At 73.8% G+C, this 24278-nt stretch carries 23 protein-coding genes; 12 read left to right on the forward strand and 11 right to left on the reverse strand.

What is annotated here, in order from left to right; all coding sequences use genetic code 11:
• The first annotated feature begins 54 nt into the window (after positions 1-54).
• Entirely contained in the window at positions 55-1419 is a 1365-nt protein-coding gene (locus NFS20_RS17460) for an ATP-binding protein (RefSeq protein WP_251153084.1), read from the forward strand.
• A gap of 74 nt (positions 1420-1493) precedes the next feature.
• Positions 1494-2111 (forward strand): LuxR C-terminal-related transcriptional regulator, encoded by a 618-nt coding sequence (locus NFS20_RS17465; RefSeq protein WP_251153346.1) that lies wholly within the window; start codon positions 1494-1496, stop codon positions 2109-2111.
• Between the two features lie 37 nt (positions 2112-2148).
• Here the strand turns inward: NFS20_RS17465 and NFS20_RS17470 are convergent, their stop codons facing one another.
• The 6 genes from NFS20_RS17470 to NFS20_RS17495 form a co-directional block, all read right to left on the reverse strand.
• Positions 2149-2664 carry a hypothetical protein gene (locus NFS20_RS17470; RefSeq protein ID WP_251153085.1) on the reverse strand — a complete coding sequence of 172 codons (516 nt, stop codon included), beginning with the start codon at positions 2662-2664 and terminating at the stop codon, positions 2149-2151.
• A 707-nt stretch (positions 2665-3371) separates the two neighbouring features.
• Complete coding sequence (gene cobA / locus NFS20_RS17475) at positions 3372-4808, reverse strand: uroporphyrinogen-III C-methyltransferase (RefSeq protein WP_251153086.1); 1437 nt, start codon at positions 4806-4808, stop codon at positions 3372-3374.
• Between the two features lie 7 nt (positions 4809-4815).
• A complete protein-coding gene (locus tag NFS20_RS17480; protein WP_251153087.1) occupies positions 4816-6228 on the reverse strand; it encodes a sulfate adenylyltransferase subunit 1 in 1413 nt (470 codons plus the stop codon).
• The gene (gene cysD / locus NFS20_RS17485; protein ID WP_251153088.1) at positions 6228-7214 is read right to left on the reverse strand and encodes a sulfate adenylyltransferase subunit CysD; all 987 of its coding nucleotides are present in this window, start codon (positions 7212-7214) and stop codon (positions 6228-6230) included. The genes NFS20_RS17480 and cysD overlap by 1 nt, the downstream gene beginning before the upstream one ends.
• An 8-nt stretch (positions 7215-7222) precedes the next feature.
• Positions 7223-7921, reverse strand: coding sequence for a phosphoadenylyl-sulfate reductase (locus tag NFS20_RS17490; RefSeq protein WP_502800838.1), 699 nt, complete (start codon positions 7919-7921; stop codon positions 7223-7225).
• A 137-nt stretch (positions 7922-8058) separates the two neighbouring features.
• A complete protein-coding gene (locus tag NFS20_RS17495; protein WP_251153089.1) occupies positions 8059-9819 on the reverse strand; it encodes a nitrite/sulfite reductase in 1761 nt (586 codons plus the stop codon).
• Between the two features lie 416 nt (positions 9820-10235).
• Between NFS20_RS17495 and NFS20_RS17500 the strand changes: the two genes are divergently transcribed.
• The 4 genes from NFS20_RS17500 (at position 10236) to NFS20_RS17515 (ending at position 12643) form a co-directional block, all read left to right on the forward strand.
• A complete protein-coding gene (locus tag NFS20_RS17500; RefSeq protein ID WP_251153090.1) occupies positions 10236-10604 on the forward strand; it encodes a hypothetical protein in 369 nt (122 codons plus the stop codon).
• Between the two features lie 100 nt (positions 10605-10704).
• A complete protein-coding gene (locus NFS20_RS17505; RefSeq protein ID WP_251153091.1) occupies positions 10705-11265 on the forward strand; it encodes a PadR family transcriptional regulator in 561 nt (186 codons plus the stop codon).
• Positions 11262-12068, forward strand: a complete 807-nt coding sequence (locus NFS20_RS17510) for an alpha/beta fold hydrolase (RefSeq protein WP_251153092.1) — start codon at positions 11262-11264, stop codon at positions 12066-12068. Before NFS20_RS17505 ends, NFS20_RS17510 begins: the two co-directional genes overlap by 4 nt.
• Positions 12069-12160: 92 nt before the next feature.
• Positions 12161-12643 carry a DUF456 domain-containing protein gene (locus NFS20_RS17515; protein ID WP_251153093.1) on the forward strand — a complete coding sequence of 161 codons (483 nt, stop codon included), beginning with the start codon at positions 12161-12163 and terminating at the stop codon, positions 12641-12643.
• Between the two features lie 21 nt (positions 12644-12664).
• On the opposite strand, the gene NFS20_RS17520 is transcribed toward NFS20_RS17515, so the two are convergent.
• Entirely contained in the window at positions 12665-13039 is a 375-nt protein-coding gene (locus NFS20_RS17520; RefSeq protein ID WP_251153094.1) for a VOC family protein, read from the reverse strand.
• Positions 13040-13211: 172 nt separating this feature from the next.
• On the opposite strand from NFS20_RS17520, the gene pcrA reads away from it, so the two are divergent.
• The gene (pcrA, locus tag NFS20_RS17525) at positions 13212-15911 is read left to right on the forward strand and encodes a DNA helicase PcrA (RefSeq protein ID WP_251153095.1); all 2700 of its coding nucleotides are present in this window, start codon (positions 13212-13214) and stop codon (positions 15909-15911) included.
• Positions 15912-16001: 90 nt separating this feature from the next.
• Here pcrA and NFS20_RS17530 read toward each other — a convergent pair whose 3' ends face one another.
• Together NFS20_RS17530 and NFS20_RS17535 are read right to left on the reverse strand one after the other, a co-directional pair.
• Positions 16002-16577, reverse strand: coding sequence for a Clp protease N-terminal domain-containing protein (locus NFS20_RS17530; RefSeq protein WP_251153096.1), 576 nt, complete (start codon positions 16575-16577; stop codon positions 16002-16004).
• On the reverse strand, positions 16574-16792 hold the full coding sequence (locus tag NFS20_RS17535) for a helix-turn-helix domain-containing protein (protein ID WP_251153097.1): 219 nt from the start codon (positions 16790-16792) through the stop codon (positions 16574-16576). The genes NFS20_RS17530 and NFS20_RS17535 overlap by 4 nt, the downstream gene beginning before the upstream one ends.
• A gap of 188 nt (positions 16793-16980) precedes the next feature.
• Between NFS20_RS17535 and NFS20_RS17540 the strand changes: the two genes are divergently transcribed.
• The 4 genes from NFS20_RS17540 (at position 16981) to NFS20_RS17555 (ending at position 22383) form a co-directional block, all read left to right on the forward strand.
• Positions 16981-18612 carry an OmpA family protein gene (locus tag NFS20_RS17540; RefSeq protein ID WP_251153098.1) on the forward strand — a complete coding sequence of 544 codons (1632 nt, stop codon included), beginning with the start codon at positions 16981-16983 and terminating at the stop codon, positions 18610-18612.
• A 192-nt stretch (positions 18613-18804) separates the two neighbouring features.
• On the forward strand, positions 18805-19983 hold the full coding sequence (gene sucC / locus NFS20_RS17545) for an ADP-forming succinate--CoA ligase subunit beta (RefSeq protein WP_251153099.1): 1179 nt from the start codon (positions 18805-18807) through the stop codon (positions 19981-19983).
• Positions 19984-20021: 38 nt separating this feature from the next.
• A complete protein-coding gene (gene sucD, locus NFS20_RS17550; protein WP_251153100.1) occupies positions 20022-20900 on the forward strand; it encodes a succinate--CoA ligase subunit alpha in 879 nt (292 codons plus the stop codon).
• Positions 20901-21105: 205 nt separating this feature from the next.
• Complete coding sequence (locus NFS20_RS17555; RefSeq protein ID WP_251153101.1) at positions 21106-22383, forward strand: cell division protein PerM; 1278 nt, start codon at positions 21106-21108, stop codon at positions 22381-22383.
• Positions 22384-22409: 26 nt separating this feature from the next.
• Here the strand turns inward: NFS20_RS17555 and NFS20_RS17560 are convergent, their stop codons facing one another.
• Positions 22410-22976, reverse strand: coding sequence for a hypothetical protein (locus tag NFS20_RS17560; protein ID WP_251153102.1), 567 nt, complete (start codon positions 22974-22976; stop codon positions 22410-22412).
• Positions 22977-23075: 99 nt separating this feature from the next.
• Here NFS20_RS17560 and purN point away from each other — a divergent pair, with 99 nt between their 5' ends.
• Positions 23076-23717 carry a phosphoribosylglycinamide formyltransferase gene (gene purN, locus NFS20_RS17565; RefSeq protein WP_251153103.1) on the forward strand — a complete coding sequence of 214 codons (642 nt, stop codon included), beginning with the start codon at positions 23076-23078 and terminating at the stop codon, positions 23715-23717.
• Here the strand turns inward: purN and NFS20_RS17570 are convergent.
• Complete coding sequence (locus NFS20_RS17570) at positions 23682-24257, reverse strand: ArsR/SmtB family transcription factor (RefSeq protein ID WP_251153104.1); 576 nt, start codon at positions 24255-24257, stop codon at positions 23682-23684. The genes purN and NFS20_RS17570 overlap by 36 nt on opposite strands.
• Positions 24258-24278: the final 21 nt, after the last annotated feature.

Genomic DNA, 24278 nt, shown 5'->3' on the forward strand with positions numbered 1-24278 from the left:
TGGTTCGGCCCCCGGACGACGCCCAGGGGGTCCGCGACGTGTGACGATCGGGGGGTGACACCTCGAACCGGCGCTCCCGCCGCCGCCCGCACCGGGTACGCGGTGCTGCCCCTGCGCCGCCCCGAGCGCGGTCGCTGGGTAGGTGGCGTGTGCGCCGGGATCGCCGCGCACCTCGGCGTCCCCGTCGGGCCGGTGCGGCTCGTGATGGGCCTGCTCGGGCTCGCGGGAGGCGCCGGCCTCGCGCTGTACGTCTTCTGGTGGCTCACCATCCCTGCCGGCGACCCCCGCACGGCGCGCGACGAGCAGCGACCGGCGTCGCTCTCGCGCCTCGCGCCGCGCCTGCAAGGCCGGGTCTCGCGGTTGCCGGTCCGGGACGTCGCGATCGGCGTCGTGCTGCTCGGCGGCGCGGCGCTCCTCGTCGCGCTGCGCGCGGGCATCGACATCGAGGTGTCGTGGGTCATCCCGGTGCTCATCGCGCTCGCGGGCGCGGCGCTCGCGTGGAGCCAGCTCGACGCCGCGGAGCGCGGACGGCTCGTGAGCCGTGCGGGCGGGCGCACGCCGGCCGGTGTCGTGCGCATCGCGGGCGGGGTGGTCCTCGTGCTGGTGGGCATCGTGCTGCTCGTCGGGCAGGACGCCCGGCCGTCGTCGATCGTGCGGGCCGCGGTCGCGTCCGTCGCGGTGCTCGGCGGCGTGGCGATCGTGCTCGCCCCGTGGTGGTTGCGGCTCGTGCGCGAGCTCGGCGACGAGCGTGCCGCCCGTGCCCGCGAGGCCGAGCGCGCCGACATCGCGGCACACCTGCACGACTCCGTGCTCCAGACGCTCGCGCTGATCCGTGCCCGGGCGTCCGACGCCGACACCGTCGCCCGCCTCGCGCGCGCCCAGGAGCGTGAGCTGCGCGAGTGGCTCTACGACGACCGGCCGTCGCCGGGGACGTCCCTCGCGGCCGAGCTGCGCGGGCTCGTCGCCGAGGTCGAGGACGAGCGCGTGGGGCGCCGCGCCGAGGCGCTCGGCGGCTCCGCCGAGGGGACCGACGCCGGACCGGTCGTGGTGGACCTCGTCGTCGTCGGCGACTGCGTCCCCACGCAGGAGACCGCCGCGCTGCTCCAGGCGACGCGAGAGGCGCTCGTCAACGCCGTCGCGCACGGGGCACCGCCCTACTCCGTGTACCTCGAGGTGAGCGCGTCGGCCGCCGAGGTGTTCGTGCGCGACCGTGGCAACGGGTTCCGCATGGCCGACGTCGCGCCCGACCGGTTCGGGGTGCGCGAGTCGATCCTCGGCCGGGTCCAGCGGCGCGGCGGCACGGCGGAGATCATCAGTCGTCCCGACTGGGGGACGGAAGTACGGTTGCGGGTGCCGCGCGGGGCTGCCCCGGAGCCCGCCGGCGCACCTGCGCAGGAGAGCCTCGAGGAGACGACGTGACGACGATCCCCAGCCCGGCCGCCTCGGGCGACGGGACCCGCCCGGTGCCCGTCGTCCTGGTCGACGACCACCACATGTTCCGCGCCGGCGTCCGCGCGAGCCTCGACCCCGCGCTCGTCGAGGTCGTCGGCGAGGCGGACTCCGTGGACTCGGCCGTCGAGCGCGTGCACGCGCTGCGACCGCCCGTCGTGCTGCTCGACGTGCACCTGCCCGGCGGGAACGGTGGCGGTGGTGCCGAGGTGATCCAGCGGTGCGCCGACGTGCTGGCCGACGTGCGCTTCCTCGCGCTGTCGGTGTCCGACGCCGCGGAGGACGTCGTCGCGGTGATCCGCGCCGGCGCGCGGGGCTACGTGACGAAGGCGATCTCCGGCCCGGACCTCTCGGCGGCCGTCGCCCAGGTCGCGGGCGGCGACGCGGTGTTCTCGCCGCGCCTCGCCGGGTTCGTGCTCGACGCGTTCGGCACGGGGGCGGGCGACGTCGCCGTGCGCGACGACGAGCTCGACCGGCTCTCGGCGCGCGAGCAGGAGGTCATGCGGCTCATCGCGCGTGGCTACACGTACCGGGAGGTCGCGTCGGAGCTGTTCATCTCCATCAAGACCGTCGAGACCCACGTCTCGGCGGTGCTCCGCAAGCTCCAGCTCTCGTCGCGCCACGAGCTGACGCGCTGGGCCGCGCAGCGCCGCCTCCTCTAGAGGACTGTGGCCGACGCGCTGGCGAGGGGTGAGCGTGTCAGCTGGAAACTATGGCGTTGGTGATGATCTCGGGCTCCCCGTCGTCTGGCTGCCACACCATCTCGATGTCGTCGGCAACTATCAGCCAGCGGCCTGTGTCTTGCTCCCGGCACCACTCGACCTCGTGGACGAGGTGCCCAGCCTCGTCGAGACGCAGCTCGTCGTATCGCCAGTCCGCGTGCCCGCTCTCCACAGCGAACCCGTCGAGCGTGTACGAGTGCACGGTCGGGTATCGCAGCACGATGTATCCGTCGTCGTAGGCGCCGCGAAGCGTGAGATCCAGGGACACCTGACGGTTGTGCCAGTGCTGCTCACCAGGCCCAGGCCGTTCGATGATCGACATGGTCTCCAGACGGCTGTCGTGCGGACCGCGGTGATCGTAAGAGGCGTAGTACCAGTCCGACAGGATGAGGCGAAGCGCGCCGCCTGGGAACCGACCTTCGTTGTCAGCGACGTATCGGTCGTAGGCGGCGAAGCCCTCGGCGGTGCGGCCATCCGACTGAAGCAAGTACATGCGGAGCAGTGTGCCAGTTCGCCGCGCGGCCTCTCGGGCGACCGTCGAACAAGTCTTGAGACCGGACACAGTCCCGACTACTTGTCCTTGCCAACTGGTCTGCGACCGATCCGTGCCACGTGATACGCGAACGCGACAAGGATGAGCGAGGACGGCGCCGCGGTTTACCCGCGTTCGACGGCAGCTACGGCTCGATCCGCTCCCACTGCTCGTCCGACAAGACCTGGAACCGACTCACGGCCGCGAGTCTGCCGCCCGCCTGACCTAAGAGTTGGGAGATGCGCCCTAGGCGAGCTGTGGACCGAGCGCGGTCGGCGCGGCTCGGGACCGGACCCCGCGGCCCTCGGCCCGGAATGGTCGCCGGCTCGGGGGCGGGCGGTCGCGGCGTAGTCTTCCGGCCGTGACGTCGAGGCCCGGGACGACGCGCACCGGCCGGCGCGTCGTGGGGGACACGGAGGCCGCCTGGCGAGCGGCGTGGAAGACCACCTTGGTGGGACTGGTGGTGACGGCCATGCCGGCACTCATCCCCGGAGAGTGGGCACTCGCTCAGGCGACGCGAGCGACGCGTTCGCGCGGGGGCTTCGAGTACGGAGACCCGTTCCCCTGGTGGTTCGTGGTCGTGGTCGTCGTCGTCGGATGGCTCATGCTCCTCGCCATCGGGCAACGATGGGCGCTGTACCGAGCGCTCAGGGCCGACGACCGCCGGGTCACGGCGCTGAACCGAGCGCGCGCTGCCGGTCACCTGGAGCGGGTCGGCGAGGAGACTGGACCGAGACGCCCGTCCAGGCGGGGGAGAGGCGCACGACGTCGCCCACGACCGTGACGGCGGGCGGGCGGACGCCGGCCTCGCGCGCGCGGTCGGCGATCGTCGCGAGCGTGCCGACGGTGGTGCGCTGGCGCGGGCCGTAGCCGTCCTCGACGACGGCCACAGGGGTCTCGGGCGAGTGGCCCTGCGCGACGAGCGCGTCCGCGGTCTCCGCGAGACGGGACACGCCCATGAGCAGCACGACCGTGTGGTCGGTCGCGGCCGGGACCTTGCCCACGTCCTCGTGGCCCGTGAGCACGGTGAACCCGCGCGACACGCCGCGGTGCGTCACCGGGATCCCTGCAGCGGCGGGGACGGACACCGCGCTCGTCACGCCCGGCACGACCTCGACGGGGATGCCGTGTTCGCGGCACGCGTCGAGCTCCTCGCCGCCACGGCCGAACACGTAGGGGTCGCCGCCCTTGAGCCGCACGACGCGACGCCCGACGAGTGCGTGGTGCACGAGGATCGCGTTGATCTCCGACTGCGGCACCGGGTGGTGGCCCGGGGTCTTGCCGACGTCGACCACGACCACGTCGTCGGCCAGCTCGTCGAGCAGGCCGCGCGGACCGAGCCGGTCCGCGACGACGACGTCCGCCTCCGCGAGCAGACGCCGGCCGCGCACCGAGATGAGCCCGAGGTCGCCCGGACCGCCCCCGACGAGCGCGACGGAGCCGACCGGGCGCACGAGCGGCGTCGTGACCGGGCCCGCGTTCGCGAGGAGCGCGTCGGCCGTGTCGGCGCTCGCAGCACCGACCGGTGCAGGGACGCTCCCGCGCACGCCCCGCAGCGGCAGCTCGCCGGTGTCGAGGAGCGCCGCGACGGCGTCTCGGACGCGCTGCGCCCGACGCGGGTCGCGCCCGGCGTTCACCGCGACGCTCACCTCGGCGTCCGAGCCCTCGGGACCGAGCGGGCCGGGGACGCGCGTGCGCGCGACGGCCGGGACCCACGCCGTCCCTGCCTCGGCGTCGCCCGCGGTGACGCAGAAGACCCGGTCGGCCTCGGCGTCGGCGGCGACGAGCGCGTCGACCTCGCGGTCGCCCGTCGCGGTGTGGACGAGCCACGCGCCGTCGAGGTCGCCGGTGAGGTAGTCGCGGCGCACCCACCGCACGTGCTGCTCCTCGACGAGGGCGCCCAGGTCCTCGCACACGAACGGCGCCACGACCTGGACGCTCGCACCGGCCGCCACCAGACCCCGCGCCCGGCGCGCGGCGACCGGACCGCCCCCGACCACCACGGTCAGCCGACCCGCGACGCGCAGGCCGAGCGGGTACGTCTCGTGGTGCGACGCAGCAGCGTCGTCACGGTCGTCGGCGCCGGTGGCGCGGGTCCTGGTCATCGTGCCCTCAGATCGTGTACGCGCCGGGGCGCTCGGCCGGCCGGCGGGCCGCCGCGAGCGCGTCGCCGACCATGCCGGCGGCGAGGGTGCCGCCGTCCTGGGCGTCGACCAGGAGGAACGCGCCCGTGCGGCGCGCGACGACGTACTCCTCGGCGGCGATCGGGGACGCGAGGCGCAGCGTCACGCGGCCGATGTCGTTGAGCTCGAGCCGCTCGGCGGGCTCCAGCTCGGCGGAGTCGAGGTCGAGGCGCCCGACGACGTCGCGCACCACGGCCTGCACCGTGCGGGTCGTGTGCTTGAGGAGCACGCGCGACCCGGGGAGGAGCGGGCGGTCGGCGAGCCACGCGACCGTGCCCTCGACGTCCTGGCTGACCTCGGGCGCCTCGTCCGCGGCGGCGATCAGGTCGCCGCGGGCGACGTCGACGTCGTCGGTCAGGCGGATCGTCACGGACTGCGGTGCGAACGCCTCCGTCAGCTCCTCGCCGCTCGCGAGCGAGTCGGCCGTGTCGATCCCCGCGACCGTCGTGCGGCGGCCCGAGGGCAGCACCACGACCTCGTCGCCCACCCGCACGACGCCGGACGCGACCTGGCCCGCGTACCCGCGGTAGTCGCGGTACCGGTCGGCGTCCTCGGCTGCGGCCAGCCCTGTCTGCGGGCGGATGACCACCTGCACGGGGAACCGGAAGGACTCCGTGTCCGGGTCGTCGCCCGTGGGGAGGGACTCGAGCAGCTCGAGCAGGCTCGGGCCGTCGTACCAGGGGGTGTTCGGGCTGCCGTGGTCCACGACGTTGTCGCCGACGAGCGCGGACACCGGCAGGGTGTGCACGTCGGCGACGCCGAGCGCAGCCGCCGCCGCGCGGATGTCGGCGGCGAGCTCGTCGTAGCGCTCGCGCGAGTAGTCGACGAGGTCGATCTTGTTCACCGCGACCACGACGTGCGGCACGCGCAGCAGGCTCGTCACCGCGAGGTGGCGGCGCGTCTGCTCGAGCAGGCCCTTGCGCGCGTCGATGAGCAGCACGACCACGTCGGCCGTCGACGCGCCCGTGACCGTGTTGCGCGTGTACTGCACGTGCCCGGGGCAGTCCGCGAGGATGAACGAGCGCCGGGCCGTGGCGAAGTACCGGTACGCGACGTCGATCGTGATGCCCTGCTCGCGCTCGGCACGCAGGCCGTCGGTGAGCAGCGCGAGGTCGGCCGTCTCGAGGCCGCGGTCGCGCGACACGCGCTCGACGGCGTCGAGCTGGTCCGCGAGGACGGACTTGGAGTCGTAGAGCAGGCGGCCGACGAGCGTCGACTTGCCGTCGTCGACCGAGCCCGCGGTCGCGAGGCGCAGCAGCGTCCCGCGCCGGTCGTCGTCGAGCGCACGGTCAGCCGATGTGGCCGCCGCGGCGTCGTCTGTCCATGTGGTGTGGGCGCCCATCAGAAGTACCCCTCCTTCTTGCGGTCTTCCATGGCGGCCTCGGAGAGGCGGTCGTCGGCGCGGGTCGCGCCACGCTCGGTGATGCGCGTGGCCGCCACCTCGGCGATGACGTCCTCGACGCCCGTCGCGTCCGAGCGCACGGCCCCGGTGCACGACATGTCGCCGACGGTCCGGTACCGCACGGTCTCGGTGCGGAGCGACGCGGTCTCGGCGTCCGTCCGGGGGAGCGAGTACGGCCCGACGGCGAGCAGCATGCCGTCGCGGTCGAACACCTCGCGCTCGTGCGCGTAGTAGAGCTCCGGCAGCTGGATGTTCTCGCGCGCGATGTAGCGCCACACGTCGAGCTCGGTCCAGTTCGACAGGGGGAACACGCGCACGTGCTCGCCCGGCCGGTGGCGGCCGTTGTAGAGGTTCCACAGCTCGGGACGCTGGTTGCGCGGGTCCCACTGGCCGAACTCGTCGCGCAGCGAGAAGACACGCTCCTTCGCGCGCGCCTTCTCCTCGTCGCGCCGCCCGCCCCCGAACACGGCGTCGAACTTGTGGCCCGTGATCGCGTCGAGCAGCGGCTGCGTCTGCAGCGGGTTGCGCGTGCCGTCGGCGCGCTCGCGCAGGCGGCCGTCGTCGAGGTAGTCCTGCACGCTCGCGACCTCCAGCCGCAGGCGCAGGCGCTCGGCCGTCGCGTCGCGGTACTCGAGGACCTCGGGGAAGTTGTGGCCCGTGTCGACGTGCAGCACGGGGAACGGCACCGGGCCGGGCGCGAACGCCTTGACCGCGAGGTGCAGCATCACCACGGAGTCCTTGCCGCCGCTGAACAGCAGCACGGGGCGCTCGAACTCGGCCACCACCTCGCGGATGATGTGGATGCCCTCGCTCTCCAGCGCGTCGAGCTGGGTGAGCCGCCGACCCACGGGGAGCGCGGCGTCGGGCGCGACCTCCGTGTGCGCAGCGTCTGTCGTCGGGCCGGTCGTCAGGTCGATGGTCGTCATGCCCGTCCTCATACGTGGAGTCCGCACTCTGTCTTGTCGAGCCCCGCCCAGCGGCCGGCCCTCGGGTCCTCGCCCGGCGCGACGCGCCGGGTGCACGGCAGGCAGCCGATCGAGGGGTATCCGTCGTTCAGCAGGGGGTTGAGGATCACCTGGTGCTTCGCGGCGTAGGCGAGCAGGTCGTCGAACGACCATGCCGCGAGCGGGTTGATCTTCACGAGCCCGTTCTTCTCGTCGAACGTGACGAGGGGTGTGCTCGTCCGGGTCGGCGCCTCGTCGCGGCGGACCCCGGTCACCCAGACCTCGTACCCCGCGAGCGTGCGGTGCAGCGGCTCGACCTTGCGCATCTGGCAGCACAGGGCCGGGTCGCGCCCGAACAGGTCCTTGCCGTGCGCGGCGTCCTGCTCGGCCACCGTGAGCTCGGGCTTCACGTCGACGATCGTCACGTCCATCTGCTGCTCGACGGCGTCGCGCGTGCCCACCGTCTCGGCGAAGTGGTAGCCCGTGTCGAGGAACAGCACGTCGACCCACGGGACCTGCTGCGCCACGACGTGCGGCAGCACGGCGTCGGCCATCGAGCACGCGACGGCGACCGACGTGCCGAACTCGCGCGCGGCCCAGGCGATGACCTGCTCGGCCGTCGCCTCGTCGTCGGCGCCGATGCCCGAGCCCGCGAGCTCGGCCGCGCCGCGCCGCGCGATCTCGCGCAGCTCGTCGAGCGAGCGCTTCTCGCGCCCGTGCTCGACCCGCTCCGCGTGGTGCGCCGCCTTCGACGCCTCGCGCTGCTCGGCCTTCGCCCGGGCGGCCGCGCGCAGCGCGGCCAGCGGGTCCGTGGTCGTCTGCTCGCTCACTGGAGTGCCTCCTCGTCGGCCCGGTGCGCCCACTCGGCGAAGGTCTCGGTCCCGTCCTTGTCGGACTCGTAGCGGCGTACGACGCGCTCGACGTAGTCCGGCAGGTCGGTCGCGGTGACCTTGAGCCCGCGCACGGTCCGGCCCATGCCCGCGGTCTCGCGGTCGTCCGAGGCCAGCCCGCCGCCCAGGTGGACCTGGAAGCCGGGGACCTGCTCGCCGTCGTCGTCCAGGACGAGCTGGCCCTTGAGCCCGATGTCCGCGGTCTGGATGCGCGCGCACGAGTTGGGGCACCCGTTGACGTGCAACGACAGCGGCTTCATGCCGGACAGGTCGCCGAGGCGCTTCTCGAGCGCGTCGATCGTCGCGGTCGCGGTGTCCTTGGTGTCGACGATCGCGAGCTTGCAGTACTCGATCCCGGTGCACGCGATGGTGCTGCGGCGGAACGGGCTCGGGTTCGCGTCGAGGCCGTTGGCCTTGAGCGTGCTCACGACCTGCTCGACGCTCTCGTCCGGGACGTCCAGCACGAGCAGCTTCTGGTGGGGCGTGAGCCGCACGCGGCGCGAGCCGACCGACTCGGCGAGGTCGGCGACGTTCGCGAGGATCGTGCCGGACACGCGGCCCACGTAGGGCGCCGCGCCGACGTAGTTGAGCCCGTCCTTCTGCTTGTGCACGCCCACGTGGTCGCCGGGGACCGGCGGCTTCGGCGCGGGCGGGCCGTCGGGGAGGCGGTACCCGAGGTACTCCGTCTCGAGGACCTCGCGGAACTTCTCCGGCCCCCAGTCGGCGAGGAGGAACTTCAGGCGCGCCTTGTTGCGCAGCCGGCGGTAGCCGTAGTCGCGGAAGATCTGCACGACGCCGTGCCACACGTCGGGCACCTGCTCCTCCGTGCAGAACGCGCCGAGGCGCTCGCCGAGGCGCGGGTTGGCCGAGAGCCCGCCGCCGACCCACACGTCGAATCCGACGCCGAGCTCGGGGTGGCGGTGCGCGACGAACGCGACGTCGTTGATCTCGTGCACGACGTCCTGGCTCGGGTGGCCCGTGAGCGCGGTCTTGAACTTGCGCGGGAGGTTCGCCAGCTCGGGGACACCGATGTACTTCTGGGTGATCCCGGCGATCGCGGGGCCGATGTCGATGAGCTCGTCCGCGGCGATACCCGCGACCGGGCTGCCGAGGACGACGCGCGGGACGTCGCCGCACGCCTCCGTCGTCTGCAGGCCCACCGACTCGAGCCGGCGCCAGATCTCCGGGACGTTCTCGACCTCGACCCAGTGGAGCTGGATGTTCTGCCGGTCGGTGATGTCGGCGGAGTCGCGGCCGAAGTCCTTCGAGATGTCCGCGATGACGCGCAGCTGCTCGGTGGTGAGCGCCCCGCCGTCGACGCGGACCCGGAGCATGAAGTACTTGTCCTCGAGCTCGTGCGGCTCGAGCGTCGCCGTCTTGCCGCCGTCGATCCCGGGCTTGCGCTGCGTGTACAGGCCCCACCAGCGGAAGCGCCCGTGCAGGTCGTCGCCGGTGATGGAGTCGAAGCCGTCGCGGGCGTAGATCGTCTCGATGCGCTCGCGGACGGAGAGCCCGCCGTCCTCCTGCTTCCACTTCTCGTTCGCGTTGAGCGGCTCGGTGCCGTCCACCTTCCACTGCCCGTTGGGGCGCGCGGCGCGTGCCGGTCGGGCCGGGCGCTCGCCCGCGGCGCGGGCCGGGCGCTCGGGCCCGGCCGTCGCGTCGCCGGTGGTGTCAGGCGCAGTCGTGGCCTGCGTCATCGGTGTTCCTCGTGTCCTCGTTCGGGGGCGGGGACGCGCGACGGCGAGAGCTCAGCGAGGGTGCGAGATGCTGAGGACCGACGGCGCGCGCCGGTTCTCAGGGGGGAGCGAGCCAGGGCTCGCGCTGAGTCGGGCGCGGTTCAGCGACAACAGCTGAGACACGTGAGCGCGCACGCCGGCATCCCGTGACGCGAGGTCACGAGGAGGGTGCGGGTTGCCGTGGTCATGGGCAGAACAGTAACCCCGGTCACGCGCCGTGGACACCCCTCGTCCGCATGGTGGGAAACCGAGAAGAGTAGACCGAATCAGTCGAGTTTTTCAAGGTTCGCCCTGTCGCGCGTCGTGCGAGGCGGGCCGGGCGCACCTCACCTTGTGCAAATTTTCACGACACGCGTGTCAGCAAATATGCTGGCCCCATGGAGTACCTCTACAACGTCTTCGTCGCGCTGCACTTCGTCGGATGGGCCATCGTCCTCGGCGGCTACCTCGCCTCGCTCCGCTCGCCCGGGCTGTACAAGGGCGTCTTCCACGGCGCGCTCACCGCGCTCGTCGCCGGCGTCGCCATGGTCGGGATCGGGGAGACGTCGTTCTGGTCGGAGGATGAAGCCCCCGTCATGGCCAAGATCGGCGTCAAGCTCGTCGTCGCCCTCGTGATCGCCGTCCTCGCGTTCGTCGCCAAGCGTCAGGCGGCCAAGGCGTCCGACGGCGCCGTCGCCCCGGGCGTGAAGCACGCCATCGGCGGTCTCACGCTCGTCAACATCCTCGTCGCGGTCTTCTGGAACTGACGCTCGCGTCCCGACCGGGCCCGCCGACGGACGATCCGTCGGCGGGCCCTCGTCATGCCCGGCCGTTGACGGACAACTATGTGCATGGTCCACTAGTCGCATGGTCCTCCGACATCTCGTGCTGGGGCTGCTCACGATCCAGCCCATGACCGGCTACGACCTCAAGCGCGCGTTCGACTCCTCCGTGAACCACTTCTGGGCGGCCGACCGCTCGCAGCTGTACCGCACGCTGGCGGCGCTCGTCGACGACGGGCTCGCGGAGGTCGAGGTCGTGCCGCAGGAGAGCTACCCCGACCGCAAGGTCCACCGGATCACCGCGAGCGGACGTGCGGCCCTGCGCGACTGGCTCGCGTCGCCCCTCGAGCCGGAGGACTCCCGGGAGCCGTTCCTCGGCAGGCTCTTCTTCGCCGACCAGCTCGACGAGGACGGCGTCGCGACGCTCCTCGCCTCCCGTCGCGCGCAGGCGGAGGAGGCGATCGCCGTCCTGACGGCCGAGGAGGCGAGGATAGCTGCGGTCATGGCGGAGGGCGGGGCTCTCGCGTCCCGCGTCCGCGGCTCCCGGGGCCTCGCGCTCCGGATCGCGACCCTGCGCCACGGGCTCGCGCACGCACGCGCGGAGATCGCATGGCTCGACGAGACCGAGCACGAGGGGATCTCGTGACCGCGCCGGGCGCCGTCGGGCACCACCCCGCCGCGCGTGCGGGCGGGCCGGGCGCGGACCGCGCGTCCGTCGTCCTGCTCCACGGCGGGAACGTCGCGTCGTGGATGTGGGAGCCGCAGGTGGAGCACCTCGACGACCTCGACCTGTGGACGCCCGACCTGCTCGGCTTCGGCAGCCGCGCGACCGAGGTCCCGGCGTCGCTCGACGCGGTCGTCGACGACGTGGCCGCGACCGTCTCGGCGATCCCGGCCGGGCGATCGGTGCACGTCGTCGGGCTGTCGCTCGGCGGCATCGTCGCGCTGCGGCTCGCGGCGCGGCACCCGGGCCTCGTCGCCTCGGTCCTGGCGTCCGGCGCGGTGGTCGACGGCGTGCCCGGCCTCGCCGGCGCTGTCGGCCGCGCTCAGCTGCGCGTGTGGGACCGCACCTGGTACTGGCGGGGGCAGACGCGCGCCATGGGCATCCCGGCGGACGCGCGGGACCTCTTCGTGCGATCGGGGCTCGCGATCCGCCGCGAGACGATGGAGCGGTTGCTGCCCGACGTCTACGGCGGGCGCTGGCCGGACGGGCTGGCGGAGTCCGGCGCCCGCGTGCTCGCGGTCGCGGGCGGCCGGGACCTGCGCGCCGCCCGCAGGGCCCTGGCGACGATCGAGCGGCGCCTGCCGGAGGCCGTCGTGCGCCTCGCGCCCGGCATGCACCACCAGTGGAGCGCGGAGGACCCGGAGCTGTTCAGCGCGATGATCCGCGCGTGGGTGGTCGACGGCGCCGCGCACCCCGCGCTCGTGCCGCTCGCTCCCCGCGCGTGAGCGCCGGCGACCGGACGTGAGCGCCGGCCGGTGCTCCGGCCGGCTCGGGGGCGAATGGTCACCGCTCGGTCGCCCGTGCCAGAGTTGCGCGCGTGAGCGTGGGTGGAGAGGTGCTGGTCGGGCTGGCGATCCTCGTCGGGCTCGTGGGGATCGTCGTGCAGGTCCTGCCCGGGAACGTGCTCGTGCTCGGGGCCGTCCTCGTGTGGGCGATCGTCACCGGGGGTGCGGCGGCGTGGGTGGTCTTCGCTGTCGCCGCCGTGTTCGTCGTCGCCGCGGAGGTCGCCCAGTACGTCCTCGCCGGTCGGCACATGCGACGGGCCGAGGTGCCGTGGTCGACGCTCGTGTGGGGCGGGATCGCGGGCGTCGTCGGGTTCTTCGTCATCCCGGTGGTCGGGCTGTTCGTCGGCTTCGTGCTCGCGGTCTTCGTCGCCGAGCTGCTGCGCCGGCGCGACCGCCGCGCCGCCTGGCGCGCGACGGTCGCCGCGATGCAGGCCACCGGGATCACGATCGTCGTCCAGCTGCTCGGCGGCCTGCTCGCCGCCGCGGTGTGGGGCGTCGGGCTGGCGCTCACCTGAGCCGGACCCGGGGCGCCGGGTTCAGCCGGGCGTCTGCGTGACGTAGATCGTGTTCGCGTCGGGGTCGCGGAACGAGAACATCGGCGGGACGCCCTCCCAGAGCAGGAGCTCGTCGACGTCCGCCCCCGCACCGGCGAGGAGTGCGTGGTCGCCCGCGGCGTCCGCCGTGGCGAGCCGGATCCCGGTGTCGACTCCCGACGGCAGACCGTCGCCCGCCGCGACGAGGGCGACGGACGTCGCGGCGCCGGGCGGGGCGACCTCGATCCATCGGAGGCCCTCCTGGAGCTCGGCGTCCAGGCGGAGCTCGAAGCCGAGCGTGCCGGTGTAGAACGCGAGCGCGCGGTCCTGGTCCGCGACCGGGATCGCGACGGTGTGCACGCCTGTGAGGCTGGTCATGACTCTTCTCCTCGGAGGGTCGGACGGTGAGCCTGCAGCGCCGCGCTCGCACGGCCACCGGTACCGACGGCCCGGGTGGGTCGAACTCATCGATCGGGGCCGTCACCCGGTCGGGCGGGCACGGCGGGGGTGGGCGCCGGGTGTTGGTCGTGGCGCCTACGCTGGGAGGGCTATGGCTTCACTCTTCGAGAATCTCCCGCTGCCCGGCCTCGACACGCTGTTCGACGGCCCGCGCGTCGACCACGGCGGCGAGTCCCGCCTCCCGCGGACGACCCCGCGCTGGACCGACGACCCGGCCGTGCCCGACGGCGGGGGGTCACCCGTGCCGGGCCCGGGGCGGGCCGGCAACCCCGACGACCCCGCGTCGTCGGGCCCGGTGCCCGGTGCCGCGGAGGGAACGGGGGAGCGGCGCGGACGGTACGCGCACATCGACCCCGACGCGCTGCTCGACGGCATGAACCCCCAGCAGCGCGAGGCGGTCGTGCACGCCGGTGGGCCGCTGCTCATCGTGGCCGGCGCCGGGTCCGGCAAGACGCGCGTCCTCACGCACCGCATCGCGTTCCTCCTCGCGACGGGTCGCGCCCGCTCCGGGCAGATCCTCGCGATCACGTTCACCAACAAGGCCGCGGCCGAGATGCGCGAGCGCGTCGAGACGCTCGTCGGGCCGGCCGCGCGGAACATGTGGGTCTCCACGTTCCACTCCGCGTGCACGCGCATCCTGCGGCGCGAGGCGAAGACGCTCGGGCTGCGGTCGAGCTTCTCCATCTACGACGCCGCGGACTCCCAGCGGCTCATCACGCTCGTCACGCGCGAGCTCGACCTCGACCCGAAGAAGTACCCCGCGCGGTCGCTCGCGAACAAGATCTCCGACCTGAAGAACGAGCTCATCGACCCGGAGACGTACGCGCGCGAGTCCGGCGCCCACGCGACAGCCGACGGTCTCGGTGCCCGCGGTGCGAACGTGCCCGAGTTCGACCAGGTCCTCGCCGACGTCTACACCCGCTACCAGGCGCGTCTCGTCGCGGCGAGCGCGCTCGACTTCGACGACATCATCATGACCACGGTCAACCTGCTCCAGGCGTTCCCGGCCGTGGCCGAGCACTACCGCCGCCGGTTCCGCCACGTGCTCGTCGACGAGTACCAGGACACCAACCACGCGCAGTACGTCCTCGTGCGCGAGCTCGCGGGCGTGGGCGAGGACTCGGCCGCGACGGACCCTGCGACGAGCGGCACGGGCGAGGCCCAGGTGCCCGCCCTGGACCCTGCCGAGCTCACCGTCGTCGGCGACGCCGACCAGTCGATCTACGCCTTCCGCGGCGCGACGATCCGCAACATCCTCGAGTTCGAGGCCGACTACCCCGACGCGCGCACGATCCTGCTCGAGCAGAACTACCGCTCGACGCAGAACATCCTCTCCGCGGCCAACGCCGTCATCTCGCGCAACCCCGACCGCAAGCCCAAGCGTCTGTGGACCGACTCCGGCGCCGGCGCGAAGGTCATCGGCTACGTCGCGGACAACGAGCACGAGGAGGCGCGGTTCGTCGCCGAGGAGATCGACCGCCTCGGCGACACCGACGGCGTGCGGCCCGGCGACGTCGCCGTGTTCTACCGCACCAACGCCCAGTCCCGCGCGCTCGAGGAGGTGCTCATCCGCGTCGGCCTGCCGTACAAGGTCGTCGGCGGCACGCGCTTCTACGAGCGACGCGAGGTCAAGGACGCCGTCGCGTACCTGCGGGCCATCGACAACCTCGACGACGACGTCAACCTGCGCCGCGTCCTCAACACCCCCAAGCGCGGCCTCGGCGACCGGGCCGAGGGCGCCGTCGCGGCGCTCGCGGACCGCGAGCGGATCTCGTTCGGCGCCGCGCTCGACCGGATCGACGAGATCCCGGGCCTGACCAACCGCACGCTCAACCCGCTGCGCGGCTTCGTCGAGCTGATGGCCGGGCTGCGCGAGCTCGCCGACTCCGGCGCGACGCCGTCAGACGTGCTCGGGGCCGTCCTCGACCGCACGGGCTACCTCGCCGAGCTGCGCGCGAGCGACGACCCGCAGGACGCGACGCGCGTCGAGAACCTCGCCGAGCTGCACGCGGTCGCGACCGAGTTCACCGAGCTCGAGCCCGAGGGCACGCTGTCCGACTTCCTCGAGCGCGTCTCGCTCGTCGCCGACGCCGACCAGATCCCCGCCGACGACGTCGCGGACGGCGACGAGGGCACGGCCGAGGAGAAGGTCGACCCCGGGGTCGTCACGCTCATGACCCTGCACACCGCCAAGGGCCTCGAGTTCCCCGTCGTGTTCCTCACCGGCATGGAGGACGGGACGTTCCCGCACATGCGGTCCCTGCACGACGACGCCGAGCTCTCCGAGGAGCGCCGCCTCGCCTACGTGGGCATCACCCGCGCGCGCGAGCGGCTCTACGTCTCGCGCTCGGCCGTCCGGTCCGCGTGGGGCATGGCGAACGAGTTCCCGCCGAGCCGGTTCCTCGAGGAGATCCCGGAGGAGCTGTGGGACTGGCGGCGCCGGGAGTCGTCGATGGCCACGCTGCGCGCCGGGGGTTCCGTGTGGGGTCGTGGGTCCGGCTCCGGGTCGTGGTCCGGGGGTCGGTCCGGGTACGGGTCGCGGTCCGGGTCGCCCGGCCGCGCGTCCCGGGGGAGCGCGTCCGGGGGTGCGACGTTCGGGTCGGCGACGCCGCGGCAGGACACCGACATCCCGAACCTGTCGCTGGGGGACAAGGTGACTCACGACGCCTACGGGCTCGGGACGGTCGTGGCGCTCGAGGGGGCCGGGCCGAACGCCGTCGCGAAGATCGACTTCGGGGCGGACGGGACGAAGCGGTTGTTGCTGCGCTACTCGCCGGTCACGAAGCTCTGAGCGCCTGCCCGGGTCTTCGGCGACGCGGGCCGCGGAGGGTGCCCGGTCGGGTCGACACCCGGCGGCGAGAGCGACGCGCTGGCGACGTCGTCAGGACGCGGCGCGGCCGCGGTCGCCCGACGACCCCTGTCCGGTGAGCACCGCACGCAGGGCGGCGGGGTCGGAGCCCCTCTCCGCGAGGGCAGCGACGAGGGTGCGACAGGCAGACGTGTCCTCGTCGTGCAGGAGCGCGAGCAGCACGTGCCCCGAGTCGATCGCGGGTGCGCGCAGGGCGAGCGCCTCGCGCAGCGAGCGCTCGAGCACCTTCGCGGCCTCGTTCGTGAACGTGAGGTGCCCCCGGCGCCGTCTCCGGCCCGCACGCTCGAGCGCGCCCGTGCCGAAGGCGGCGTCGGTCCTGGCGCGCACGGCGTCGAGGTCGATGCCCAGCGCGGCGAGCGCGTCGCCGTCGAAGGCGTCCGCAGACTCGGTCGCCGTGGCCAGGCGGTCCAGCGCCGGTGCCGTCAGTCCGACCGCGTCGAGCCCGCGGACGGCCGCGCCGTCTTCCTGCTCGGACACGGCGAGCAGCAGGTGCACCGCCTCGATCGACCCTGCACCGCGACGCCGCGCGACCTCCTGCGCACCGATGACGGCCGCGCGGGCGTCGGACGAGAAGCGTTCGAACATCATGACCTCCGGTTGCGGGGTGTGCCGTGCTTCTTGTGGACGGCCTGCCGGCTCACGCCGAGACGCTCGGCGATCTCCTGCCACGACCAGCCGAGCGCCCGGGCGTTCTCCACCTGCAGCACCTCGAGCCGCTCGGCGAGGGTGCGGAGCGAGCGCACGGCGCGCAGTCCCACGTCCGGGTCCGTGCTGCTGGCGGCGTCCATGTCGACGGGATCCATGCCGTCAATCTAGGTTGACGCACACGAGGTGTCAACTTGCGTTGACGCCCGTTCCGCGCCGCGGACGCCGACGGCGCGTCCGTCGCTCACCGCTAAGGTCGTCCGGGCCGTACGCGGCCGGGGTTGCCGGACGGGCCGGCACGAGAGCCGCGGGCGGCACGAGAGCCGCGGGACGACGAGGGGAACCCATGACGAGCACCGACCACGGACGTGACGACCGCGCACGAGGCGACCAGGGACGGGTCGTCCCGGCCCGACGAGGGTTGCGCCGCGCGCACGTGGCGGTGGCCGCCGCGCTGGCGGCGGCGTTCCTCGCCGCCTGCTCGCAGGGCGCCGCCGAGGCTCCTGCCGAGCCGTCGGCCACGGAGCGCCCCGTGCTCTCGACCGATCCCGCACCCGTCGTCGTGCCCGTGAACCTGTACGGGGCCGAGGCGGACGTGCGGGTCGGTCCCGTCGCCGTGCACGGCGATCTCGCCGTCCTGCGAGTCGAGGTCGAGGGCACCGCCGGCGAGAGCACGGTCATGCTGGGCTACGAGCTCGCCAACCGCACGCTGAGCCAGGACGAGTCGTTCTCCGGCGTCCGGCTCGTCGACCTCGACACGGGCGTCGTCCGGGAGGCCGCGCACACCGCCTCCGGTGAGCCCGTCGGCCTCCTCGAGGGCGGCTGGCAGCTCGGTGCCGGGAAGGAGCCGAGCGTGGGCTACGTCGCGTTCGACCCGCCGACCACCGCGACCACGTCCGTCCTGGTCCCGTCCGTCGGGCTGGTCGAGGACGTGCCGGTGGTCGAGGCCGACGACGCAGGCGGGCTGACCGTCGCCCCGACCGAGCTGGACGGGGGGCAGGGCGCCGACGTCGTCGCGCCCGTCGCGTTCCTCGAGTCCTACAGCACACAGGCCTCCGGCGCCGTCCGCACGCGTCAGGACGAGGAGACGGTGACGATGGCCGTCGACTCGGACGTCCTCTTCGCGGTCGACTCCGCCGACCTCGGCGCGGGTGCCGACGACGCCCTGGGTGTCGTCGCCGAGCAGGTGGCGCTCGCCGAGGGCGGCGAGCTCGTCGTCGTCGGCCACACCGACGACGTGGGCGACGAGGCGGCGAACCAGGAGCTCTCCGAGCGTCGCGCACAGGCCGTCGCGGACCGTCTGTCGACGCTCGCCGACCTCGGTGCCCTCGACGTCCTCGTCGAGGGCCGGGGCGAGAGCGACCCGGTCGCCGAGCAGGCCTCGGAGGAGGCCCGTGCGCTCAACCGGCGCGTGACCGTCGAGTTCACGCCCGAGGCGCCCGAGCCCAGCGCGCTCCCCGAGGAACCGCAGCCCGGGGCCGCTCCCGCCGCCTCGGGCCCGACCGTCGACGGGCTCGGTGCGGCCACCCTCGACCACCCGGACGGTCTCGGCGCGACGCACCGGCTCGACGTCGAGCTCGTCGACGTGCGCCGCGTGGGCGGCTACCTCGTGGGGGACCTCAGGGTCAGCAACGTCGGCACCGAGCACGCCTCGCTGGTGTCGGTGCTCGGGTCGACGTACGACGGGCGCGGCGACCTCACCGGCAACCACCTCGGTGCCGGCAACGTCACGCTCCTCGACGGCGGCACGCGCGTCTACCCGGCGGACTACCTCGTCGACCCCACGCTGTACACGGACGTGGTGCGCAACCCGCTCGCCGAGGCCATCGTGGGCTCTCTCGACCCGGGCCTCGGCACCGCGGTCACCGTCGTGTGGCCCGACACGGGTGCGGACGTCGTGGTGGTCGACGTGCCGGACGCCACCGCGACCGACGGCAGCTCGCCCGTGCGGTTCGACGAGGTCCCCGTCACGGGCTGACCGGACGAGCGGTGCGCGCTGGCCCGGCCCGCGGCCCGCCCGACGTGACCAACGGAACAGCGGCGGTCGAGCACCGTTCGCCTGGCCCGGATAGGTGCCGTCGCCCGCGAGGGCTACCCTGTACGGGGATGTCTTGATGTCGAGACATCGGTCATGCCGCACACGGCGCATCAGACGGAAGGACGCAGCAGGGTGGACCTGTTCGAATACCAGGCGCGTGACATCTTCGAGAAGCACGGCGTGCCCGTGCTGGGCGGCGTCGTCGCGACGACCCCCGACGAGGCCCGGGCGGGCGCCGAGCAGCTCGGCGGGGGCACCGTGGTCGTCAAGGCCCAGGTGAAGACCGGCGGCCGCGGCAAGGCGGGCGGCGTCAAGCTCGCCCACTCGCCCGAGGAGGCGGCCGAGAAGGCGTCCGAGATCCTCGGCATGGACATCAAGGGCCACACGGTCCACCGCGTGATGATCGCCGCGGGCGCGCGCATCGCGGAGGAGTACTACTTCTCCGTCCTGCTCGACCGGTCGAACCGCTCCTACCTCGCGATGGCGAGCGTCGAGGGCGGCATGGAGATCGAGCAGCTCGCGGTCGAGCGTCCCGAGGCGCTCGCGCGCGTCGCCGTCGACCCGACAGTCGGGATCGACGCGGCGAAGGCCGCGGAGATCGTCGAGGCGGCCGGTTTCGCCGCAGACGTCAAGGAGGCGGTCGCCGAGACGATCCAGAAGCTCTGGACGGTCTACCAGGCCGAGGACGCGACGCTCGTCGAGGTCAACCCGCTCGTCAAGACCGAGGACGGCCAGGTCGTCGCGCTCGACGGCAAGGTCACGCTCGACGAGAACGCCGGGTTCCGCCACGCGGACCACGCCGCGCTCGAGGACAAGGCCGCGGCGGACCCGCTCGAGGCGAAGGCCAAGGAGAACGACCTCAACTACGTCAAGCTCGACGGCGAGGTCGGCATCATCGGCAACGGCGCAGGGCTCGTCATGAGCACGCTCGACGTCGTCGCGTACGCCGGCGAGGCGCACGGCGGCGTGAAGCCCGCCAACTTCCTCGACATCGGCGGCGGCGCGTCCGCGGCCGTCATGGCCGCGGGTCTCGACGTCATCCTCAACGACCCGCAGGTCAAGAGCGTGCTCGTCAACGTCTTCGGCGGCATCACCGCGTGCGACGAGGTCGCCAACGGCATCGTCCAGGCGCTCGCCATCCTCGGCGACGAGGCGAACAAGCCGCTCGTCGTCCGCCTCGACGGCAACAACGTCGAGGAGGGACGTCGCATCCTCGCGGAGGCGAACCACCCGCTCGTGACGCTGGCCGAGACGATGGACGGCGGCGCGGACCGGGCTGCTGAGCTCGCCGCCGCCTCCACCGCCGCCTGAGCCCGCCCGAGACGACCCGAGAGAGAACAGACACAGACATGGCAATCTTCATCAACGAGGACTCCAAGGTCATCGTCCAGGGCATGACCGGCTCGGAGGGCATGAAGCACACGACGCGCATGCTCGCGTCGGGCACGAACGTCGTCGGCGGCGTGAACCCCCGCAAGGCGGGCCAGAGCGTCGAGTTCCCCGGTGACGTGACCGTCCCGGTGTTCGGCTCCGTCGCGGAGGCGATGAAGCAGACCGGCGCGGACGTGTCGGTCATCTTCGTGCCGCCGGCGTTCACGAAGGCCGCCGTCGTCGAGGCGATCGACGCGCGCATGCCGCTCACGGTGATCATCACCGAGGGCGTCCCCGTCGCGGACTCCGCCGAGTTCTTCACGCTCGCGCAGCAGGCCGGCGTGCGCCTCATCGGCCCGAACTGCCCCGGCATCATCAGCCCCGGGAAGTCGAACGTCGGCATCATCCCGGCGAACATCACGGGCCCCGGCAAGATCGGCCTCGTGTCCAAGTCGGGCACGCTGACCTACCAGATGATGTACGAGCTGCGGGACTTCGGCTTCTCGACGGCCATCGGCATCGGTGGCGACCCGATCATCGGCACCACGCACATCGACGCGCTCGCCGCGTTCGAGGCGGACCCGGAGACCGAGGCGATCGTCATGATCGGCGAGATCGGCGGCGACGCCGAGGAGCGTGCCGCGGCCTTCATCCAGGCGAACGTCACGAAGCCGGTCGTCGGCTACGTCGCGGGCTTCACGGCCCCCGAGGGCAAGACGATGGGCCACGCGGGCGCCATCGTGTCCGGCTCGTCCGGCACCGCGCAGGCGAAGAAGGAGGCCCTCGAGGCCGCCGGCGTCAAGGTCGGCAAGACGCCGTCCGAGACCGCCGCGCTCATGCGCGAGATCCTCTCCTGACCCGCGGGGCGCGCTGCGCCCCGACGGTCCACGACGCCCCGCCTCCGCTCGCCGGAGGCGGGGCGTCGTCGTGCCGGGCTCGACCTGCGTGCGGCGTGGGTGCTCCCGCGCTCGAGCAGCGCGGGGGGCCGACGACCCGGCGGGTACGCTGGCGCGCCGGGCCGGTTCACCCGATGCACGCGCCCGATCGACGACGATGAGGACCATGAGCACCACCAGCACGACCGGGAGCCGCCCGCGCACCGTGGAGGGCACCGCGCCCCCCGTGCCGGTCGCTCCGCGCCGCGCGGCCTCCGGGGTCGTCGCGGCGCTCCAGGCCCTCGTCCTGTCGCTCCTCGTGGTCGTCCTTCCCGGGCTGGCAGCCTTCGTCGCCGCGTCGACCGGGACGCCGTCGGACGGCTGGGGCCAGTCCGTGACCGTCGCCGCGGGCCTGTGGCTGCTCGGGCACGGCGTGCCGCTCGTCGCGAGCGGAGCGACCGTCACCCTCGTCCCGCTGGGGATCACCGCGCTCGCGCTCTTCTGCTGCTTCGCCTCGGCCCGACGCTCCGCGCACACGACCCTCTCCGCGTGGGTCGCGGGAACGGTGACCTACGGGGTCGCGACGCTCGGCGTCGCGCTGATCGCCGGGACCACCCCGGTGTGGGGCCTGCCCGTGGCGCTCGTCGGGGGCGCGCTCGTCGGAGGCGTCGGTCTGGGGGCCGGGATGCTCGTGCGCCCCGACGCCCCGTTCGTCGCAGACCTCGCACACCGGGCCGACGCGTGGCTCCCGCCGACGGTCCGGCTCGGGCTGCGCGGAGGGCTGCTCGGGGTGAGCCTCCTCGTCGGGGTCTCGGCGATCGTCGTCGGCGCCTGGGTGGTCGCCGGTCGGGCGACGTCGGGCGACATCGTCACGGGGCTCGCCCCGGGCCCGGTCGGTGGCGTCGTCCTGGCGGTGGCGCAGCTCGCGGTGCTCCCGAACCTCGTGCTGTGGGCGGCCGCCTGGCTCGTCGGGCCGGGCTTCGAGGTGGGGGAGGGCAGCACCTTCGCGGCGTCCGGTTCGGAACCGGGTGCGCTTCCCGCGATCCCGCTGCTCGGCGCGCTGCCCGGGGACGACTGGACCAATGCGCTGACGGCCTGGCTCCCCGCGGTGGTCGTCGTGCTCGGGGTCGTGGCCGGCGTCTTCGTCGCGAGCCGCCTGCCGGAGGTCGCGGGCGACCGGGACGGTGAGGTCCGCTGGTCGGACGTCGCGCTCGCGGCCGGCGGCGTCGCGGCGGCGGCCGGTCTGCTGCTCGGGGTCGCGGCCTGGCTGGGCAGCGGCGCGGTCGGGCCGGGGCGGTTCGCCGTTGTCGGGACGGACGGCCTCCTCGTGGGCCTGCTCGCCGCGGCCGAGATCGGCGGGGGTGCGGCGCTCGCGCTCGTGTGGGCGCGCCTCGACCCGCTCGGGCGTCGTCACGCGGAGCGGGACGAGGACGCCGAGGACGCGGTGCTCGGCTCCGGCGCCTGAGCCCGCGGCCCGCGCCGGGGCGCGCGTCAGGGTTGCGGGACGAGCCCGTTCACCTGGCTCTGGATCCCCTGGATCCGGGCCGTCTCGCACCGCTCCTCCGCCGCGACCGTGATCGCCCCGTCGAGGCACCGCTGGTGCTCCATCGCCACGTCCCACGTCACGAGGACCGCGAGGAGCTGGAACGTCAGAAGGACCGCGAGCCCGACGCCGATCGCCAGCGCGGGCACGAGCGCACCCCGCACGCGGGCCCGCCACGCGGCGACGAGGGCTCGCACGCCGCCGACGACCGCCGCGACGGCGACCGCGAGGCTGGCCATCTGCCAGGGGAAGGGCAGCGCGCTCAGGACGATGACCAGCAGGAGGAGCAGCCCGAAGTGCAGGACGCGTCGTGTGGCGAGGCGCGCGGTCTCGGGGTCGACGGGTTCCGGCTCGGGCGTCGGCCGTGGCGGGGGTGTCGGTCCCTGTGGCGGCAGGGGCGGCGGGGTCTCGCGGTCGGGCCGCGGCGGGCCCGATCCGGGAGCCGATGGCGGCGGGTCGCCGGGTCCGGGACGCGGCGGGGCGTCCGGGCGGGGCGGGGCGTACGGGTTGCCCAAGGCGACTCCTCGGTTGCGTGCGTGCTCGGGGTACATTCTCTCCCATCGGGCGGGCGGGTCGCGGACCCTTCGCGCCCGGCCGCCGACCCAGGGAGCACAGTGCAGACGCCGTCCGGCCACCTCGTCGAGTCCTCGTCCGCGGCGCGCGTCGTCGTCCTCGTCTCGGGGGCGGGCAGCAACCTCGCCGCGATCCTCGCGGCCCACGAGGACCCCGCCTACGGCGCGCGCGTCGTCGGCGTCGTCTCGGACAAGCCCGCCGCGGGTGGTCTCGACCTCGCGCGCGACGCCGGGGTCGCGGCAGTCGTGGTCGAGCCGGGCGACTTCCCGGACCGTGCCGCGTGGGACGAGGGCGTCGTGCAGGCGGTCGACGTGTTCCGCCCGGACCTCGTCGTGCTGGCCGGCTTCATGCGCATCCTCGGCCCCGCGTTCGTCGGTCGTTTCGCCGGCCGCACGGTCAACACCCACCCGGCGCTGCTGCCGTCCTTCCCGGGCGCGCACGGCGTGCGCGACGCGCTGGCCTACGGCGTGAAGGTCACGGGGTGCACCGTGCACGTCGTCGACGACGGCGTGGACACCGGGCCGATCATCGCCCAGGTGGCCGTCCCGGTGGAGGACGACGACGACGAGGCGAGCCTGCACGAGCGCATCAAGATCGCCGAGCGCGCGCTCCTCGTGGAGACCGTGGGCCGCGTGGCGCGCGAGGGCCTACGGGTCGACGGCCGCCGCGTCGTCCTCGGCTAGCGCCTGCGGCGCGAGGACCGCGAGCAGCTGGTACGTCTCGCGCCGGGCTCGCGGCGCGGCGCGCGCCGCCTCGAGCGACCGTTCCGACCAGCGCTCGAGCACGTCCTGGAGCTCGGTGACCAACGCGGCCGCCTGCTCGTCGTCGAGCAGGAACGTGCTCAGGGCCAGGATCCGGTCGTCGCGCGACTCGCCGGAGGCGTTCGCCCGGCGGAACGTCTCCTCGGCCCACCGGAGGGCGGGGACCACGACGTCGCGCATCGCCGCCGGCGTACCGGGCTCGACCGCGTAGCTCTTCGCGACGTTGGTCCAGACCCGGTCCCGACGGTCGCGCGCGTGCTCCGGCGCCTCGACGATCATCCCGGCCTTCGCCAGGACGCGGAGGTGGAAGCTCACCGCGTTGGCGGGCTCGTCCGTCGCGCGGGCGAGGTCGGCGGCACGGGCGTGGCCGAGTGCGGCGAGCTCGATGAGGATCCGCTGCCGCAAGGGGTGGGCGATCGCCCGCAGCGCGGCGGGGTCCTGGACGCGGAAGGTCTCGAGCACACGACGAGGCTAGCAATGCTC

The sequence above is a fragment of the Cellulosimicrobium sp. Marseille-Q4280 genome, from assembly GCF_943181405.1.
In the GTDB taxonomy this organism is placed as follows: domain Bacteria; phylum Actinomycetota; class Actinomycetes; order Actinomycetales; family Cellulomonadaceae; genus Cellulosimicrobium.